We start from the raw sequence: 17154 nt of genomic DNA on the forward strand, positions 1-17154 counted from the left end.
TCACACGGATAAGGGTCGGTGTTGTCATGGCGTCCGGAGAGCGGCCTCTGAACGAGGTCAACTTCCTCACCGTGGCGGAAGTCGCCTCGGTGATGCGAGTGTCGAAGATGACCGTGTACCGCCTGGTGCACAGCAGCGAGCTGCCTGCGATCCGCGTAGGCCGCTCCTTCCGGGTTCCGGAGCAGGCGGTCCACGACTACCTTCGTGAGTCCTACGTGGGGCGGGAGACCGCGTAGGCCGTGCACGGCAGTTCGAACAGGGCTCAGGACTGACGGAAGCGAAGCGCCACCACGGTACGGGCGGGGTTCCCACCCCGCCCGTACCGGCGTCCGCGGGGCCTCAGCGGGAGCGGATTACGTCTCAGCGCCAGGGTTCGGTACGCTGGTGGCCTACATCAGTCGTTTGGGCTCTGACTCCCGCTCCTGCGGGTTTGTCCAGTGAGTGAGGGTTGTCAGTGGGTTCCGTCATCAAGAAGCGTCGCAAGCGTATGGCCAAGAAGAAGCACCGCAAGCTTCTCAAGCGCACGCGTGTCCAGCGTCGCAACAAGAAGTAAGCAGTTCCACCGCAGACCCCAGGGTCTGCGCCGCTGCCCGCCACGACATCAATGTCGTGGCGGGCAGCGGCGTATCCAGACATGTCCAGGCAACAGGGGCGCGGTAGCCTCCACGGAGAGAGGTCTCGGGAAGGGACTGTCCGTTGGGAAAAGTCGTGCTCGTCACCGGGGTGGCCCGGCACCTGGGCAGCCGCTTCGTCCAGGAGGTCCGCCGGGAGCCCGGCGTCGACCTGGTCGTGGGCGTCGACCTGCAGCCGTCCGCGCACGATCTCGCCGACGAGGCGGCGGACGCCGCGGCGGCCGAGGCGGCGGAGTACGTCTTCGTGCGCGCCGACATCCGCAGACCCACCGTGTCCCGGGTGATGGCCGAGTACGACGTGGACACCGTGGTGCACCTCAACGTCAGCACCACCATGCTGGGCTCTACCAGCCGCTCCACGGTCAAGGAGACCAACGTCATCGGCACCATGCAGCTGCTGGCCGCGGTGCAGAAGGCGCCCGGGGTGCGGCGGCTCGTGGTGAAGTCCACCACCAGCGTGTACGGCTCCGCGCCGCGCGACCCCGCGGTGTTCCGCGAGGGGATGCAGCCCAAGGTGCTGCCCAGCGGCGGCTTCGCCAAGGACGCGGTGGAGGTCGAGGGGTACGTCCGCGGCTTCTCCCGCCGCCGCCCCGACGTCGCGGTGTCGGTGCTGCGCTTCGCCAACATCGTCGGCCCGCACGCGGACACGCCGCTGGCCGAGTACTTCTCGCTGCCGGTGCTGCCGACCGTGCTCGGCTACGACCCCCGGCTGCAGTTCATCCACGAGGACGACGCGGTCGAGGTGCTCCGGCTGGCCGCGACCGAGCCGCGCCGCGGCACCACCAACACCGGGACCTTCAACGTCGCCGGGGAGGGCGTGATGGTGCTCTCCCAGGCCGCGCGGCGGCTGGGCCGGCCGACGGTGCCGATGCTGCTCCCGGCGGTCAGCTGGATGGCCGGGCTGGCTCGGCAGACCCGGCTGCTGGACTTCTCGCCGGAGCAGATGCGGCTGCTGACGCACGGTCGGGTGGTCGACACCACCCACTTGCGGGAGACCTTCGGCTACGTCCCCCGTTTCACCACCGAGCAGGCGCTGGCGGATCTGGTCCGCAGCACCCGTTCGGGCCTGTTGCCGCCGGCGCAGGTGGCCAGTTGGACATCCCGGGTGGCGGAACTGCTGCCGAACGGCGGAGGGACGAGGCGATGAGCACGGCGAGGGAGCAGGCCGACGGCGTCGGCGCGGAGCGCGAGCGGGCGAAGGTGATCCCGATCGGCACCGGACGGTCGGGCGGCCGGTCCGGCGCCCCGAAGCGGAAGCACGGCGGCGGCTCCGCCGCCAAGCCGGGCCCCGCCGCCGAGCCGGTTCGGCTGCACCCCGAGGCAGCGGGAATCCCCGGCCCGGCGTCCGGCCCCGCCACCGCGGCCCCCGGCCCGGCCGGTGCGGCCGACGCCGACCGCGCGGGTCCCGCTGCGGACGGCTCCGCGGCGGCCGGGCCTGCTGGGGCGCCCGCCGCCGCGCGGTCCGCGCCGCGCGGGGTCGCCGACGCCGTGGCCGGGGCGGTCGGGCATGCGCTGGCCGGCCCGGCCGGGGCGCTCGCCGGGCGGGTCTTCGGCAAGGGCTGGGAGGAGCGCGCGGCCGGCGGCCTGGACTTCCTGCGGCGCAGGCTCACCGGGGAGTACGAGGTCGACGAGTTCGGCTTCGACCCCGAGCTGACCCAGAAGGTCCTGCTCAGCGCGGTCCGCCCACTGGCGGACAGGTACTTCCGGCTGGAGGTCCGCGGCGCGGAGAACCTGCCGACCGAGGGCGGCGCCCTGGTCGTGGCGAACCACTCCGGGGTGCTCCCGCTGGACGCGCTGATGACCCAGGTCGCGATCCACGACCACACCGCGACCCGGCGGCACCTGCGGATGCTCGCCGCGGACCTGGTGTTCGTGCTGCCCGGGGTGAACGAGCTGGCCCGCAAGGCCGGGCACACCCTGGCCTGCAACGAGGACGCCCAGCGGCTGCTGGAGCAGGGCGAGATCGTCGGGGTCTGGCCGGAGGGCTTCAAGGGCATCGGCAAGCCCTTCGCGGACCGCTACAAGCTCCAGCGGTTCGGCCGCGGCGGTTTCGTCTCCTCGGCGCTGCGGGCCGGGGTGCCGATCGTCCCCTGCTCGATCGTCGGGGCCGAGGAGACCTATCCGATGATCGGCAACGCCCGTACCCTGGCCCGGATCCTGGGCCTGCCGTATGTGCCGATCACGCCGACCTTCCCCTGGCTGGGGCCGCTGGGCGCGATCCCGCTGCCGACCAAGTGGACCATCCAGTTCGGCGAGCCGATCGCCACCGACGACTACCCGGCGGAGGCGGCGGACGACCCGATGCTGCTGTTCGACCTCACCGACGAGGTCAGGGAGACCATCCAGCACACGCTCTACCAACTGCTGGTGCAGCGCCGCTCGGTGTTCTTCTAGACCGAACCGGAGAACACAGGAGCAGGAGAACGGAAGGGCCCGCGGCGGTGGGAGTCGCCGCGGGCCCTTCGTCGTCGCGTACCGGGTCAGCCGCCGGAGACGCCGATGCCCAGGCCGGGGAGCAGGCCGGGCAGCAGCGGCGGGAGGGTGACCGAGTTGCCGTCGCCGCCGCTGCTCGCGGAGGCGCTGCCGCTGTCGCTCGGGGTGGGCGAGGGGGAGCCGCCCAGCAGCCCGCCGACGTTGCCGACCAGGCCGCCGTTGCCGGAGGTCGGGTCCGCGGCGGGGGAACTGCCGCCGTGGGTCCCGGTGCCGCTGGTGGTGGCGCCCCGCGGGGCGGTGGTGGCGCCCTGCCGCCCTCCGCCGGTCTGCCCGGCCGGTCCCGCGCCGTCGCCGGAGGCGGCCCCGGTCGCGCCCGCGGTGGCGCCGGATCCGCCGGTCGCGGGGGTGAGGTCCAGCGGGGCCAGGTCTCGGCTTATCCCGCTGAGCAGGTTCTGCACCTTGCCGGTCTCCGGGTCCAGCTGGCCGCCGAGCTTGGGCTCGATCGCGGCCAGCCGCTGCTGCTGGGAGTCGGCGAAGTCGGCGAGCTGGCGCATCGGGGCCAGCGAGTGGTCCTGTGCGTAGATCGCCTTGAGCAGGTCCCGGCCCTGGCTGCCCTCGGTGTTCATGTCGGTCAGGGCCCGGCTGACCTCGTCCACCATCTGCGGGCTGAGCGCCTCGCCGTCACGCTGATGGGACGTCAGCTTCTGCGCCTCGGTCATCCGCTGGGACGCCTGGTCGAGCAGCAGCCGGCCGCGCTCGGCGTCCGAGCCGGCCAGGTTGAGCTGCCACTCCTCCAGGCCGCGCTTCATGCCGTAGAGCGCGTCGCCGGGGACGGCGCCGGTGCTCGCGGCGGCGACCCCGCCGAAGGTACCCAGGGCGACCCCGGCGGCGAGACCGCCGAGGGCGAGCCTGCGGCCCCAGCGGGTGCCGGGGCGGAATCTTCGGGCGGCCTCGGTCGCGCGGTGGGAGCCGCGGGTCCGCTGCTCGGGCACGACCGAGCCGACGCCGCCGCCACCGGCGAAGGCGCGTTCGAACTCGGCCATCAGCAGGGCGCGCTGGTCCCGCTTCACCGCCGGGTCGAGCACCGGCACCGGGGCGGCCCGCAGCGCCTCCACCGCGGCCACCATGCCGGTGAACCGGTCCTCCCGCGAGCCTGCCGCCGTGGTACCGGGGCGGTCCTCCACCGCGTCGGCGAAGGCTCTCGCCCTACGGTGCTCCAGCACATTGGCTGTCATGGGCAGCACCTCCTCTCGTCGTTGTCGACAACTCGGCCGACCGGACGGTTGCGCAGTCGTGCCAGGGACCACCCCAAAGGGTGATGCGGGGCCCTCGACGGGCCTTGCACTCTGCGCAACGAGCAGTGGGGATGCTCGGTTACGCACGCGTGATCACTCGGGTGACGGGTCATCAGTATGAGTGGATACCATTCATCGCGCGTCGCTGGGAAGCAGTCGGGCGAGTGTGCGTACGGCCCGGTACTGGAGTGTCTTGATCGCGCCCTCGTTCTTGCCCATGATCCGGGCCGTCTCCGCCACCGACAGGCCCTGCAGGAACCGCAGCCGGACGCACTCCTGCTGCTGCGGGTTGAGCCGGTGCACGGCGTCCAGCAGGGCGGCGTTGGACAGCGACTCCAGCACCGAGTCCTCCGGGCTGCGCTCGCACTCGTTGGAGTCGAGCATCTCGCCGGTGGTCACCTCCAGCCGGAAGCGGCTGGACTTGAAGTGGTCCGCGACCAGGTTTCGGGCGATGGTGACCAGCCAGGCGCCGAAGTCCCGGCCCTGCCAGGTGAAGGTGCCGATCCGGCGCAGCGCGCGGAGGAAGGTCTCGCTGGTGAGGTCCTCGGCGGTGGCCTTGCTGCCGACCCGGTAGTAGATGTACCGGTAGACCGTGTCGGAGTAGTGGTCGTAGAGCCGGCCGAAGGCGTCGCTGTCGCCGTCCTGGGCCCGCTCCACCAGCTTCATGATCGGGTTGTCGGCGCTGACCGCCGTCTCGTCCCGGTCCCAGGTGGTGCTCCTGGTGCGGGAGGAGGCGGGGGAGGTGCGGGTGCGCTGGGCGACCGAGCCGCGGCGTACGACGGGGGCCGGGCGGCCCGGGGCGCCGCCGCCGGCGACGGCGACCGCGGGGGCCGCGGCCAGCAGGGGGGACAACTGTTCGCGCACCAGGACGCGCAGCAGCTCCAGGCCGTCGGCGGTACCGTCGGTGGCCAGGGCGGATGCAGGCGCGTCGTTCCGGACGTGTGGGTACACGGGACTCCCAGAGGCAGAACTGTTTACGTGCAGTGCGGGGCCGCTCGCCCAGCGTGGGACACATGGGCTCCGGCGTGCGTCTGACGAGGATAACGCTTCGTGCAACAACCGCTACACCCTGTTGCTAAATTCGCCGCTTCAGTCACATGAGTTACAGCTTGGTGGCACAATGTGACCGACTGCGCCCAGCGCAACCTGACCTGCTGTGTTCGTTCCTGATCAGAAGTCAGCGTTGAGTGAACGGCACGCGGCGATTTCCCTCGGACGGCCCGCGCCGGAACGTCAATCTCCGCGCCGGGGCGCTGATCGGAACCGATCAGCGCCGACGGCTGCGGTAGATCGCCACCGCGGCGGCGGTGCCGCCGGCCGCCGCGCCGAGTCCGGCCGCCGCCGGGATGCCGACCCTGGCCGCCTTCCGGCCGGTCCTGAAGTCCCTTACCCGCCAACCCTGGGCGCGGGCGTGCCGGCGCAACTCGGCGTCCGGGTTGATCACATAGGGGTAGCCGACCAGCGAGAGCAGCGGGATGTCGTTGGAGGAGTCGCTGTACGCGGCGCAGCGGCTCAGGTCCAGGCCCTCCCGCGCGGCCAGCGCCTTCACCGCCTCGGCCTTGGCCGGGCCGTGCAGCGTCTCGCCGACCAGCCGCCCGGTGTAGACGCCGCCCAGCGCCTCGGCCACGGTGCCCAGCGCCCCGGTCATGCCGAGCCGGGCCGCGATCACCCGGGCCGCCTCCACCGGCGCTGCGGTGACCAGCCAGACCCGCTGCCCGGACTCCAGGTGCATCTTCACCAGGGCCCGGGTGCCCGGCCAGATCTTCTCGGCGATGTACTCCTCGAAGATCTCCTCGCAGATCTCCTCCAGGTCGGCGACCCGGTGGCCCTGCACGATGGACAGCGCGCTCTCCTTGGCGTCCGCCATGTGCCCGGCGTGCTCCGCCCCGTGCAGCCGGAAGTAGGCCTGCTGCCAGGCGAACCGCAACAGTTCCCGGTGGCTGAAGAACTTGCGCTTGTAGAGGCCCCGGCCCAGGTAGAAGATCGCCGCGCCCTGCACGATGGTGTTGTCGCAGTCGAAGAAGGCGGCGGTGTGCGGCTCGGCCTCGACTCCGCCCGCCTCGGCCGCCTCCGCCGAGGCGGAGCCCGCGAGTACGGCGGAAGGACGCTTCTCCTGGGGGAGCTTTCGCAGCCTGGGCATACCGCGAGCATAGCCAGCGGAGCATTGCGGGCCGGTATCGACAGGAAGGCAGAATGGGGGTGTGACCCCTCTGCTGCGCCGTGAGCCGAAGAAGGACCCCTCCGAGCGGCTGATCACCCTGATCGGCAAGCCCGACTGCCATCTCTGCGCGGACGCGCGGGCGGTGGTCGAGCGGCTGGCCGGGGAGCTCGGCTTCCGCTGGGAGGAGTTGAGCATCAGCGAGGACCCGGAGCTCTACCGGAAGTACTGGGAGCAGATCCCGGTGACCCTCATCGACGGGAAGCAGCACGACTTCTGGCGGGTGGACGAGGCCCGGCTGCGGAAGGCACTGGCCTAGACGGCCGTCGGCCGCCGCTGGCCGCCCCGGCCGCTCCGGCAGGGCACGATGCGGTGACGATCGGCCCATGGTTGGGTCATCTGTCGGCGGGCGGCGCCGTTTGTGCGCTTACCATCGAGACGTTTGTGCCGAGGGGGGCGGTCCGGGCCTGAGTGGCGCCGGACCCTGGAAACCCTGAGGAGTGGAGAGCGTGCCCAGCCCGACCGCCGCGCCCGGGGACTTCGCCGTGATGCGCGTCACTCAGCGGGGACAAACCGGACACCATCTTTGTGCACACGTTCACAAACGCATAGCCTGGCGTTCGCAGCCCAGCTTCCAAAGTTGGAGCACCCTCAGGAGCACCGTGGCAACTGGACGTACCACCCCAGCCTCTCCGTCCCCAGGAGGCGCCCCCCGGCGCACCCGGGTGCGGGGTATCCCCGACGCGACGGTCGCGCGGCTGCCGCTGTACCTGCGCGCGCTGACCGCGCTGTCCGAGCGGTCGGTGCCGACCGTCTCCTCGGAGGAACTGGCGGCGGCGGCCGGGGTCAACTCCGCGAAGCTGCGCAAGGACTTCTCCTACCTGGGCTCCTACGGGACCCGCGGGGTCGGCTACGACGTCGAGTACCTCGTCTACCAGATCTCCCGCGAGCTGGGGCTGACCCAGGACTGGCCGGTCGTGATCGTCGGCATCGGGAACCTGGGCCACGCGCTGGCCAACTACGGCGGCTTCGCGTCCCGGGGCTTCCGGGTGGCGGCGCTGCTGGACGCCGACCCGGCGCTGGCCGGGCAGACCGCGGCCGGGCTGCCGGTGCGGCACATGGACGAGCTGGAGGAGATCATCCGGTCCGAGCACGTCTCGATCGGCGTGATCACCACCCCGCCCGGCGCCGCCCAGCAGGTCTGCGACCGGCTGGTCGCGGCCGGGGTGACCAGCATCCTCAACTTCGCCCCCACCGTGCTCCAGGTGCCGGAGGGGGTGGACGTCCGCAAGGTCGACCTGTCGATAGAGCTGCAGATCCTGGCCTTCCACGAGCAGCGCAAGTCCGGTGAGGAGCAGCCGCAGGAGGACCCGGTGGTCTCCCGCCCCGGCTCCGGCGCCAAGGCGGTCGCCGCGGCGGCGGCCCGCGCGGTCTCCCGGGCCCGCGGTACGAGCACCAGCACGACCCTGGGAAGCGAGGCGGAGGCATGAGCCTTCTGGTACTGGGCCTCAGCCACCGCACCGCGCCGGTGGGCCTGTTGGAGCGGGCCGCGCTGACCGGCGACTCCCCGCGACGGCTGCTGCACGCCGCCGCGGCGGCGGCCCCGGTCGGCGAGGCCGCGCTGGTCGCCACCTGCAACCGGATCGAGCTGTACGCCGACGTGGACAAGTTCCACGCCGGGGTGGCCGACCTGTCGGTGCTGCTGGCCGAGCACAGCGGGGTCGACCTGGAGGAGCTGACCGCGCACCTCTACGTCCACTACGAGGACCGCGCGGTGCACCACCTGTTCTCGGTGGCCTGCGGCCTGGACTCGATGGTGGTCGGCGAGGGGCAGATCCTCGGCCAGCTGCGGGACGCGCTGGGCCTGGCGCAGGAGCAGCACACCGCGGGCCGCGGCCTGAACGAGCTGTTCCAGCAGGCGCTGCGGGTCGGCAAGCGGGCGCACAGCGAGACCGACATCGACAAGGCCGGGCAGTCGCTGGTCACCTTCGGCCTGGAGCGGATCGCCGACCGCACCGGTCCGGTCGAGGGCAAGCGGGCGCTGGTCGTCGGCGCGGGCTCGATGAGCTCGCTGGCGGCGGCGACGCTGGCTCGGGCAGGCGTGGTCGAACTGGTCATCGCCAACCGGACGCACGAGCGAGCCGTCCGACTGGCGGAGACCCTGGACGCCCGGGTGGTCCCGTTCGCGGACGTGGCCCTGGCCATGGCCGAGACCGACCTGGTGGTCTCCTGCACCGGCGCGGCCGGAGTGGTCCTCGGCGCGGACGAGATTGCCGCCGCCGTCGCCAAGCGGGCCCCCGGCTCCCTGCTCGGCGTGCTCGACCTGGCCATGCCGCGCGACGTGGACACCGCCGTGCACACCCTGGACGGCGTGCACCTGGTCGACCTGGAGACGCTGGCCGAGGCCGCCCAGGCCACCGAGGCCGGCGCCCGGGACGTGGACGCGGTCCGGCGGATCGTCGGCACCGAGGTCGACGCCTTCGGCGCGGCCCAGCGCGCCGCCGCGATCACCCCGACCGTGGTCGCGCTGCGGGCGATGGCCTCCGAGGTGGTCAGCACCGAGCTGGAGCGGCTGGACGGACGCCTCCCCGAGCTGGACCCGCGGGCCCGCGCCGAACTGGCGCAGACCGTACGCCGGGTGGTCGACAAGCTGCTGCACTCGCCGACCGTGCGGGTCAAGCAGCTGGCCGGGGAACCGGGCGGGGCCTCCTACGCCGAGGCGCTGCGCGAACTGTTCGACCTCGACCCGGCCGCGGTCCGCGCCGTGGTCGGCGCACCCGTGTCCGCCCCGGTACCCGTGCAGCTGCGGGGTGACCTGGCATGACGAACCGTCACCAGCGGGACGGCGCACGCCCGCGGACCGAACCGGCGGGCCCGTGCGGAGGCCTGCCCAGCACGCTAGCAGTGGCCGCGGACGGCCCCGTCGGCGGGGGCCCGACGGAGCCGCGCCGCGGCACACCGAACACCCACACCGAGCACCACCGGGAACCGAGTAGTCATGTCATGAGCGGCCCATCCACCACCCAGCACCCGAGCGGCCCCCCGCTGCGCCTCGGCACCCGCCGCAGCGCTCTGGCCAAGGCCCAGTCCGGCCAGGTCGCCGCGGCGGTCACGGCGGCCACCGGCCGTCCGGTCGAGCTGGTCGAGATCACCACCCACGGCGACACCTCGCGCGAGCAGCTGGCGCAGATCGGCGGCACCGGGGTCTTCGTCTCGGCCCTGCGCGACGCCCTGCTCGACGGCTCGATCGACTTCGCCGTGCACTCCCTCAAGGACCTGCCGACCGCGGCCCCGGACGGGCTCGCGCTCGCCGCGGTCCCGCTCCGCGAGGACCCGAGGGACGCGCTGGTCGCCAGGGACGGGCTCAGCCTGGACGAGCTGGCTGCCAAATGCGCGGACACCCCGGCCAGGATCGGCACCGGCTCGCCCCGGCGGGCGGCCCAGCTCAACGCCTGGGCCGCGGCGGCCGGAGTCCGGATCGAGACGGTGCCGATCCGCGGCAACGTCGACACCCGGATCGGCTACGTCCGGGCCGGTGAGCTGGACGCCGTGGTGCTGGCCGCCGCCGGACTGAGCCGGCTCGGCCGGCTCGACGAGGCGACCGAGATCCTGGACCGCACCCTGATGCTGCCCGCCCCCGGCCAAGGGGCGCTGGCGCTGGAGTGCCGGTCCGACGACGCCGGACTGATCGCCGCCCTGGGCCTGCTGGACCACCCGGCCACCCGGGCCGCGGTCGCCGCCGAGCGCGCCCTGCTGGCCGCGCTGGAAGCCGGCTGCTCCGCCCCCGTGGGCGCCCTAGCCGCAGTACAGCGCCGTGCTGACGGCAGCAGTGCTGACGCCGACACCGCTCTCCACCTGGGAGCACTGGTCGGCACCGTTGACGGTTCGTCCGTCGTGCAGTTGTCCGTTACCGGCGCCTTCGGGCCCGAGGCGGCGTCCGAGCAGGCAGCAGCGGCCCTGGGCCGCGAGCTGGCGGCCCGGATGCTCGCCGCGGGCGCGGCCGGCCTGATGGGGGAGCGAGTCCAGTGAGCCCCACTAAGCATGCAGTCGTCCCGGCGGGCCCGCGCCCGGCCGGGCAGGTCACCTTCCTCGGCGCGGGGCCCGGCGATCCGGGCCTGCTCACGCTGCGCGCGGTGGAGGTGCTGTCGGCCGCGGACGTCCTGGTCGCCGACCCGCTCACGGCCGCCGCCGTCCGGCTGCACTGCCCGGCCGGGGTGGAGCTGCACGACGCCCAGCCGGGCGTCGAGGGCCTCGCCCTCGACGGCGGCCCCGCCGACGCCGCCGCGGCGATCACCCTGCTCCTCCCCGCGGTCCGGGCCGGACGGCAGGTGGTCCGCACCGTGGACGGCGACCCCGGCCTCGACAGCCGCGCCGCCGAGGAGATGCTGGCCTGCGCGCAGGCGGGCATCCCGTTCCAGGTGGTGCCCGGGGTGGCCCAGTCGGTCGGGGTGCCCGCCTACGCGGGTGTGCCGCTGCGGGCCGGGGCGGGCGCCGACGTGCGCTTCGTGGACGCCTCGCACTGCGCGCCGGACGCCTACGACTGGTCCAACCTGGGCGGCTGCGACGCCACCCTGGTGGTCCGCACCCGGCTCGGCTCGCTGCCGCTCTCGGCGACCGCGCTGGTCGCCTCCGGCCGGAAGCCGGACACCCCGGTCTCGGTCACCCTGGAGGGCACCACCACCCGGCAGCGCACCTACACCGCCACTCTGGCCACCCTGGCCGCCGAGCTGAAGGCGGCCCGGGTGCTGCCCTCGCCGGTCTCGGCGCCGGTCAACCCGGCCAGCAGCGTGATAGCCGTCGTCGGCGAGCAGGTCAGCAGCCGTCCGACGCTGTCGTGGTTCGAGACCAAGCCGCTGTTCGGCTGGAACGTCCTGGTGCCGCGCACCAAGGACCAGGCCGGGGCGCTGTCCGAGCAGCTCCGCTCGTACGGCGCGGTGCCGTCCGAGGTGCCGACCATCGCGGTCGAGCCGCCGCGCACCCCGCAGCAGATGGAGCGGGCCATCAAGGGCCTGGTGACCGGCCGTTACGAGTGGATCGCGTTCACCTCGGTGAACGCGGTCAAGGCGGTCCGGGAGAAGTTCGAGGAGTACGGGCTCGACGCCCGCGCCTTCGCCGGGATCAAGGTCGCCGCGGTCGGCGAGACCACCTCGCAGGCCCTGGTCGACTTCGGCGTCAAGCCGGACCTGGTGCCGACCGGCGAGCAGTCCGCGGCCGGACTGCTGGAGGACTGGCCGCTGTACGACCCGGTATTCGACCCGATCGACCGGGTGCTGCTGCCGCGGGCCGACATCGCCACCGAGACCCTGGTCGCCGGACTGGTCGAACTCGGCTGGGAGGTCGACGACGTGACGGCCTACCGGACCGTCCGCGCCTCGCCGCCACCGGCCGAGACCCGGGAGGCGATCAAGGGCGGCGGCTTCGACGCGGTGATCTTCACCTCGTCCTCGACCGTGCGCAACCTGGTCGGCATCGCCGGCAAGCCGCACAACGTGACCGTGATCGCCTGCATCGGCCCGGCGACGGCGAAGACCGCGGAGGAGCACGGGCTCCGGGTGGACGTGCTCGCCCCCGCCCCGTCGGTCGCCGCACTCGCCGAGGCCCTCGCGGACTTCGGCGCGGCCCGCCGTGACGCGGCGACCCAGGCCGGGGAACAGGTCTACCGCCCCAGCGAACGGCGCCCCGGCTCACGGCGCAAGGCCCGCTGAGGCAGTCGCGCAACCAGGCAACCACCTGGGGGCGCGGGGAACTGCGCTGCCAACCATGCACCTCCGTGACGGTTGCGCGCGCAGTTCCCCGCGCCCCTAAGGTGGTAGCAACTCAAGGCAGGAGAGTGTGATGGACGTTCAGATCCCGGTGGTTCGGCCGCGTCGGCTCCGGACCACTCCGGCCGTGCGGCGCCTGGTCGCCGAGACCCGGCTGCACCCGGCGGAGCTGATCCTGCCGGTGTTCGTGCGGGAGGGCATCACCGCGCCGGTGCCGATCAGCGCCATGCCGGGAGTGGTCCAGCACACCAGGGACACCCTGAAGAAGGCCGCCGCCGAGGCTGCCGCGGCGGGCGTCGGCGGGCTGATGATCTACGGCGTCCCGGTGCTCCAGGACGCGACCGGCTCCGAGGGCACCAACCCGGACGGCATCCTGCAGCAGGCGATCAGGGACGTGGTGGCCGAGGTCGGCGACCAGCTGGTGATCATGTCGGACCTCTGCCTGGACGAGTACACCGACCACGGCCACTGCGGCGTCCTCGCCGCCGACGGCTCGGTGGACAACGACGCCACGCTGCTGCGCTACGCCGAGATGGCCGTGGTGCAGGCCGAGGCGGGCGTCCACATGGTCGGCCCGTCCGGGATGATGGACGGTCAGATCGCGGTCGTCCGCGACGCGCTGGACGCGGCCGGGTACCAGGACACCGCCGTCCTCGCCTACACCGCCAAGTACGCCTCGGCCTTCTACGGGCCGTTCCGGGAGGCCGTCGGGTCGTCCCTGCGGGGCGACCGCAAGAGCTACCAGCAGGACCCGGCGAACGCCCGCGAGGCGCTGCGGGAGCTGGAGTTGGACCTGGCCGAGGGCGCCGACCTGGTGATGGTCAAGCCGGCCATGGCCTACCTGGACGTGCTGCGCCAGGTCGCCGACGCCAGCCCGGTGCCGGTGGCCGCCTACCAGGTGTCCGGCGAGTACGCCATGGTCGAGGCCGCGGCGGCGAACGGCTGGATCGACCGGGAGCGGGCCATCATGGAGACGCTCACTTCGATCCGCAGGGCCGGCGCGAACCAGGTGCTCACCTACTGGGCGGTCGAGGCCGCCGGTCTGCTGCGCGGCTGACCGGCCGTCATACGCCGGGCATGCGAAAGCGGCCGGTACCGGGATCCGCCTCTCCCGGTGCCGGCCGCTTCGCTGTGCGGGTTTTCAGCCGATCAGGTGCGACAGCGCGCCGTCGCCGTTGCCCTGGGTGGTCTGGCCCACGTTGCAGATCTGGTGCTGCTGCTGGTTGAGGATCGGCACGTCGGCCTGGACCGGCACGAGGCCGACCTGGACGTGGTGGACCTCGGGCAGGCAGATGTTCGGGTTGTCCAGGGTGTGGAAGTTGGGGCTGTTGCTGCCCCAGGTGCCGGTGGTGTTGGTGCCGCCGGGGCCCTGGAGGGAAGTGGCGGAACCGTCCGCGTTGCCGATCGCCGAAGCGGAACCGGCGGCCATGGCCAGCGCGGCCGCGGCGAGGGAGCTGGCGGCAAGAGCCTTCTTCAGCATGGTGTTACTCCTCTGGAGTGGTGCGGGGGGTGGGGAAGGGGGGTTCGTCAGCCGACGAGGTGGGACAGCGCGCCGTCACCGGTGTTCTGGGTGGCCTGGCCGACGTTGCAGGTCTGGTGCGACTGCTGGTTGGCGACCGGGACGTCGACCTGGACCGGCACGAGGCCGACCTGCACGTGGTGGATCTCCGGCAGGCAGATGTTCGGGTTGTCCAGGAAGTGGAAGTTGGGGCTGTTGTCGCCCCAGGTCCCGGTGGTGTTGGTGCCGCCCATGCCCTGCAGGGAGTTGGCGGAACCGTCCGAGTCGCCGATCGCCGAGGCGGATCCGGCGGCCATCGCCAGCGCGGCGGCGGCCAGGGTGCTGGCGGCGATTGCCTTCTTCAGCATGGTGGTGGTGCTCCTTGTGGCGTTACTGGTCGGACAGGGGTGGGACGGTCTCAGCCGATGAGGTGGGACAGCGCGCCGTCACCGTTGCCCTGGGTGGCCTGGCCGACGTTGCAGGTCTGGTGCAGCTGCTGGTTGCCGACCGGGACGTCCGCCTGGACCGGCACGAGGCCGACCTGCACGTGGTGGATCTCCGGCAGGCAGATGTTCGGGTTGTCCAGGAAGTGGAAGTTGGGGCTGTTGTCGCCCCAGGTCCCGGTGGTGTTGGTGCCGCCGGCGCCCTGGAGGGAGGTCGAGGAGCCGTCCGAGTCGCCGAGGGCGGAAGCGGAGCCGGCGGCCATCGCCAGCGCGGCGGCGGCGAGGGTGGTGGCGGCAAGGGCCTTCTTGAGCATGGGACGTCCTTCTTGTCGGTGGGGATCGCGGATTGTCGATGCGAGCAGGGCACCGGGCGAGCTGCTGCTCTCAGGTCCTAACGAATGCGTGCGGGCGGAGTCACCTTTCTGGAAAGCTCCGCGCGGAGATTCACCCGTTCCGTGTACGCGGCCGGGTTTCGGTGCGGCAATCAGGTGACCCGGCGCATTCTTTTGTCTCCTGGATCGTTCACGCAGAACGTCAGGTATCTCAGCCAGTGGCGCCCGAGCGAATGGGAAAGATATGAATTTCAGTGTGCGGGCAGCAGTGGTGGCCCTTACCGCGTGCGCCGGCGTGGGGGCCGCCGTGCAGTCCGCCGAGGCGGTGGCGCTGACGCCGGCTCAGGCGACGGCCGCCGAGCAGGCCGCGGCCGCCACCCGGGTGCCGTTCGACCTGCCGCTGAGCGGCGCGGTGCAGTCGGTCACCGGGGACGCCTCGCCGGCCGGGCTGCACGGCTCGATGCCGGGCCTGCCGATCGTCCCGCCGGACACGACCGGCTCGGCCGGCGACAGCCTGCTGCCCGACCCGCTGGTGCCGCCGCTCACCGCGGCCGACCGCTCGCCGGACCTCAGCCTGGTCGCGCCGCTGGTCGGCGGGGACGGCGCGGTGCGGGAGGACGGCTTGGCGGCCACGCTGCCGTCCGCACCGGTGGACGCGAGGGGCGTGGCCGCGACGCTGGGCCACCCGGTCATCTGGTCGAAGCAGGACCCGCAGGCCGAGCCGCAGATCGACCTGGACCGGCTGGCGCCCGCGCTCACCACGCCGCGGGTCGAGTCGTCGCCGACCGGGTACATCACCCTGGACCAGCGCACCACCAACCGTCCGCTGACCCGTACCGTGTCGGAGTTCCTGGCGACCACCACCGCCACCGCGCAGGACCTGTCCAACCAGTAGCCGGCCCCGGCACGGAGGCCGTAACACCGGAGGGCCCGGCCGACCGCTGCAGCGGTCGTCGCCGGGCCCTCGTCGTGTGCGGTCGGATCTCAGCCGGGCAGCACCGAGGACAGCGGGCCGACCAGCGGGAGGCTGTCCAGGCCGCCGCCGTGGCTGAGCGAGTCGGTGGCCAGCGCGGTGGACACCGGCACGTCGCCGGGCCGGTCCGGCTGGAGCGCCACGGCGTTCGACAGCGGGTCGGCGGAGGAGTCCGCCATCGGGTCCAGGCGCAGGGTCTTGACCGGGGTCACCGCGTGCGAGGTGGCGCCGGTGAGGCCGGACAGCGCCGGGCCCAGTTCCGGTTGCTGGAGCTGGGCCTCCGGTGTGGTTCCGGTGGCGGCCGGCTCGGCCGCCCAGGCGGCGGGTTGGCCCGCCAGCACGCCCAGCAGCAGCAGGGCGCCGGCGGCGAGGCCTTTCGACAGGGGTGCAGCGGCCATGAGGGTTCCCTTGTTCGCGGGAGGGGGGAGCGGGTGGGGGAGGGAGCGAGGAAGCCCCTCGATGCGGATGCGTCGAGGGGCGACCTGGCCGGTGGTGCCGGGGGTTCAGCAGTTGTCGGGCTCGTTGACGCAGGTGTTGCCGAAGGCCGGGTTCAGCGCGCCGATGACGTTGACGCTGTCACCGCAGAGGTTCACCGGGACGTGCACCGGGACCTGGACCAGGTTGCCGGAGAGCACGCCGGGGGAGTGGGCGGCCACACCGGCGGCGCTGCTGTCCGCGGCGGCGGAGCCGGCGGCGGCGAGCACGGAGCCGAAGACGGCCAGCGAGACGACCGCGGCCTTCTTGATGTTCTGCATGAGAGTCTCCCTAGTACAACGCGAGGAACTGCGTCAGCTGTTGACGCAGGTGTTGCCGAAGGCCGGGTTGAGCAGAGCGATCACGTTGACCGTGTTGCCACAGACGTTCACCGGAACGTGGACCGGGACCTGGATCAGGTTGCCGGACAGGAAACCGGGGGAACCGGCCGCGACACCGGTCGCACCGGCGTCGGCGGACGCGGCGCCGGCGCCGGTCAGGGCCAGGCCGGCCGCGACGGCGGAGAGAACCAGGGCGTTCTTCATCTTGTTCATGGAAGATCCTTTGTTTTCCGTCCGTCCCCTACGGATCGGACACAGGGCGAACGAGCCCGCAGGGTCCGGGGATACGCGCTGCGGGAAACAACCACCCGAGTAGCCGATCGCTCTGTTGTTCGCCCGCGGGCGTCCGGTAGTGAAAATCATGCATTCAGGTGAACTCACGGCCGCACCCGAACCCGTCGGCCGGTCAAGCGCGTTGACGCTGTGTCCGTTTCCTGTTGCGGCGCCGCCGTTGCAGAACAATTTGATGGAGTAGCGATAATGAAGAACGTCGTCAAGGGAGCTCTCGTCACCGCCGCCGCGGCCGGTGTCATCACGGGTGGCGCCGGTGCCGCCTTCGCCAGCTCGCACGCCGGCGGCGCCGCCACCCACTCGCCCGGTGTCGCCTCGGGCAACGCCGTCCAGGTCCCGGTGCACGTCCCGGTGAACGTCTCCGGCGTCAGCGCCAACGTGATCGGCCTGCTGAACCCGGCCTTCGGCAACTCCGCCAGCAACGCCGGCTGAGCGCTCCTCCTGGTTCCACCGGAACGGGCGGTCGTTCACCTCAGGTGAAAGACCGCCCGTTCCTTGTGCGTGCTGTGCTGCTTGCCTGCT

General features: G+C 72.6%; 21 protein-coding genes. 12 read left to right on the forward strand and 9 right to left on the reverse strand.

All coding sequences use genetic code 11. The features are described from left to right. The first annotated feature begins 26 nt into the window (after positions 1-26). From ACEZDE_RS17050 to ACEZDE_RS17065, 4 genes are all read left to right on the forward strand, one after another. Positions 27-236, forward strand: coding sequence for a helix-turn-helix domain-containing protein (locus ACEZDE_RS17050; RefSeq protein ID WP_030261033.1), 210 nt, complete (start codon positions 27-29; stop codon positions 234-236). A 218-nt stretch (positions 237-454) separates the two neighbouring features. Further along, complete coding sequence (locus tag ACEZDE_RS17055) at positions 455-553, forward strand: 30S ribosomal protein bS22 (protein ID WP_003948845.1); 99 nt, start codon at positions 455-457, stop codon at positions 551-553. A 143-nt stretch (positions 554-696) separates the two neighbouring features. Further along, positions 697-1779 (forward strand): NAD-dependent epimerase/dehydratase family protein, encoded by a 1083-nt coding sequence (locus ACEZDE_RS17060; protein ID WP_380537121.1) that lies wholly within the window; start codon positions 697-699, stop codon positions 1777-1779. Further along, a complete protein-coding gene (locus ACEZDE_RS17065; RefSeq protein WP_380537122.1) occupies positions 1776-3026 on the forward strand; it encodes a lysophospholipid acyltransferase family protein in 1251 nt (416 codons plus the stop codon). Before ACEZDE_RS17060 ends, ACEZDE_RS17065 begins: the two co-directional genes overlap by 4 nt. An 86-nt stretch (positions 3027-3112) precedes the next feature. Here ACEZDE_RS17065 and ACEZDE_RS17070 read toward each other — a convergent pair whose 3' ends face one another. The 3 genes from ACEZDE_RS17070 to ACEZDE_RS17080 form a co-directional block, all read right to left on the reverse strand. Beyond that, complete coding sequence (locus tag ACEZDE_RS17070; protein WP_380537123.1) at positions 3113-4300, reverse strand: DUF5667 domain-containing protein; 1188 nt, start codon at positions 4298-4300, stop codon at positions 3113-3115. A gap of 192 nt (positions 4301-4492) precedes the next feature. After that, complete coding sequence (locus tag ACEZDE_RS17075; protein WP_380537124.1) at positions 4493-5311, reverse strand: ECF subfamily RNA polymerase sigma factor, BldN family; 819 nt, start codon at positions 5309-5311, stop codon at positions 4493-4495. Between the two features lie 316 nt (positions 5312-5627). After that, positions 5628-6500, reverse strand: coding sequence for an HAD family hydrolase (locus ACEZDE_RS17080; protein ID WP_380537125.1), 873 nt, complete (start codon positions 6498-6500; stop codon positions 5628-5630). Positions 6501-6561: 61 nt separating this feature from the next. Here ACEZDE_RS17080 and ACEZDE_RS17085 point away from each other — a divergent pair, with 61 nt between their 5' ends. The 6 genes from ACEZDE_RS17085 (at position 6562) to hemB (ending at position 13337) form a co-directional block, all read left to right on the forward strand. Continuing rightward, a complete protein-coding gene (locus ACEZDE_RS17085; RefSeq protein WP_380537126.1) occupies positions 6562-6837 on the forward strand; it encodes a glutaredoxin family protein in 276 nt (91 codons plus the stop codon). Between the two features lie 343 nt (positions 6838-7180). Next, on the forward strand, positions 7181-8008 hold the full coding sequence (locus ACEZDE_RS17090) for a redox-sensing transcriptional repressor Rex (protein WP_380537127.1): 828 nt from the start codon (positions 7181-7183) through the stop codon (positions 8006-8008). Continuing rightward, positions 8005-9342, forward strand: coding sequence for a glutamyl-tRNA reductase (locus tag ACEZDE_RS17095; protein WP_380537128.1), 1338 nt, complete (start codon positions 8005-8007; stop codon positions 9340-9342). Before ACEZDE_RS17090 ends, ACEZDE_RS17095 begins: the two co-directional genes overlap by 4 nt. A gap of 179 nt (positions 9343-9521) precedes the next feature. Continuing rightward, on the forward strand, positions 9522-10547 hold the full coding sequence (hemC, locus tag ACEZDE_RS17100) for a hydroxymethylbilane synthase (protein ID WP_380537129.1): 1026 nt from the start codon (positions 9522-9524) through the stop codon (positions 10545-10547). Further along, positions 10544-12223, forward strand: coding sequence for a bifunctional uroporphyrinogen-III C-methyltransferase/uroporphyrinogen-III synthase (locus ACEZDE_RS17105; protein ID WP_380537130.1), 1680 nt, complete (start codon positions 10544-10546; stop codon positions 12221-12223). Before hemC ends, ACEZDE_RS17105 begins: the two co-directional genes overlap by 4 nt. A 130-nt stretch (positions 12224-12353) precedes the next feature. Next, positions 12354-13337: a porphobilinogen synthase gene (gene hemB, locus ACEZDE_RS17110; RefSeq protein WP_380537131.1), complete on the forward strand. Its 984-nt coding sequence runs from the start codon at positions 12354-12356 to the stop codon at positions 13335-13337. Positions 13338-13421: 84 nt separating this feature from the next. Here the strand turns inward: hemB and ACEZDE_RS17115 are convergent, their stop codons facing one another. From ACEZDE_RS17115 to ACEZDE_RS17125, 3 genes are read right to left on the reverse strand one after another with little or no spacing between them, the layout of a single operon-like run. Next, the gene (locus tag ACEZDE_RS17115; RefSeq protein ID WP_380537132.1) at positions 13422-13760 is read right to left on the reverse strand and encodes a rodlet layer protein; all 339 of its coding nucleotides are present in this window, start codon (positions 13758-13760) and stop codon (positions 13422-13424) included. Between the two features lie 47 nt (positions 13761-13807). Then, the gene (locus ACEZDE_RS17120) at positions 13808-14146 is read right to left on the reverse strand and encodes a rodlet layer protein (RefSeq protein ID WP_380537133.1); all 339 of its coding nucleotides are present in this window, start codon (positions 14144-14146) and stop codon (positions 13808-13810) included. A 50-nt stretch (positions 14147-14196) separates the two neighbouring features. After that, complete coding sequence (locus tag ACEZDE_RS17125; RefSeq protein WP_380537134.1) at positions 14197-14535, reverse strand: rodlet layer protein; 339 nt, start codon at positions 14533-14535, stop codon at positions 14197-14199. A gap of 325 nt (positions 14536-14860) precedes the next feature. Between ACEZDE_RS17125 and ACEZDE_RS17130 the strand changes: the two genes are divergently transcribed. Then, a complete protein-coding gene (locus ACEZDE_RS17130) occupies positions 14861-15448 on the forward strand; it encodes a hypothetical protein (protein WP_380537135.1) in 588 nt (195 codons plus the stop codon). An 89-nt stretch (positions 15449-15537) separates the two neighbouring features. Here the strand turns inward: ACEZDE_RS17130 and ACEZDE_RS17135 are convergent, their stop codons facing one another. The 3 genes from ACEZDE_RS17135 to ACEZDE_RS17145 all read right to left on the reverse strand — a co-directional run bounded on the left by ACEZDE_RS17135 (position 15538) and on the right by ACEZDE_RS17145 (position 16545). Then, positions 15538-15924, reverse strand: coding sequence for a hypothetical protein (locus ACEZDE_RS17135; RefSeq protein WP_380537136.1), 387 nt, complete (start codon positions 15922-15924; stop codon positions 15538-15540). Positions 15925-16029: 105 nt separating this feature from the next. After that, positions 16030-16281: a chaplin gene (locus tag ACEZDE_RS17140; protein WP_380537137.1), complete on the reverse strand. Its 252-nt coding sequence runs from the start codon at positions 16279-16281 to the stop codon at positions 16030-16032. A gap of 33 nt (positions 16282-16314) precedes the next feature. Next, entirely contained in the window at positions 16315-16545 is a 231-nt protein-coding gene (locus ACEZDE_RS17145) for a chaplin (protein WP_380537148.1), read from the reverse strand. Positions 16546-16821: 276 nt separating this feature from the next. Between ACEZDE_RS17145 and ACEZDE_RS17150 the strand changes: the two genes are divergently transcribed. Further along, the gene (locus ACEZDE_RS17150; RefSeq protein WP_380537138.1) at positions 16822-17064 is read left to right on the forward strand and encodes a chaplin; all 243 of its coding nucleotides are present in this window, start codon (positions 16822-16824) and stop codon (positions 17062-17064) included. Positions 17065-17154: the final 90 nt, after the last annotated feature.

Source organism: Streptacidiphilus cavernicola, from assembly GCF_042510955.1.
GTDB lineage: Bacteria > Actinomycetota > Actinomycetes > Streptomycetales > Streptomycetaceae > Streptacidiphilus > Streptacidiphilus cavernicola.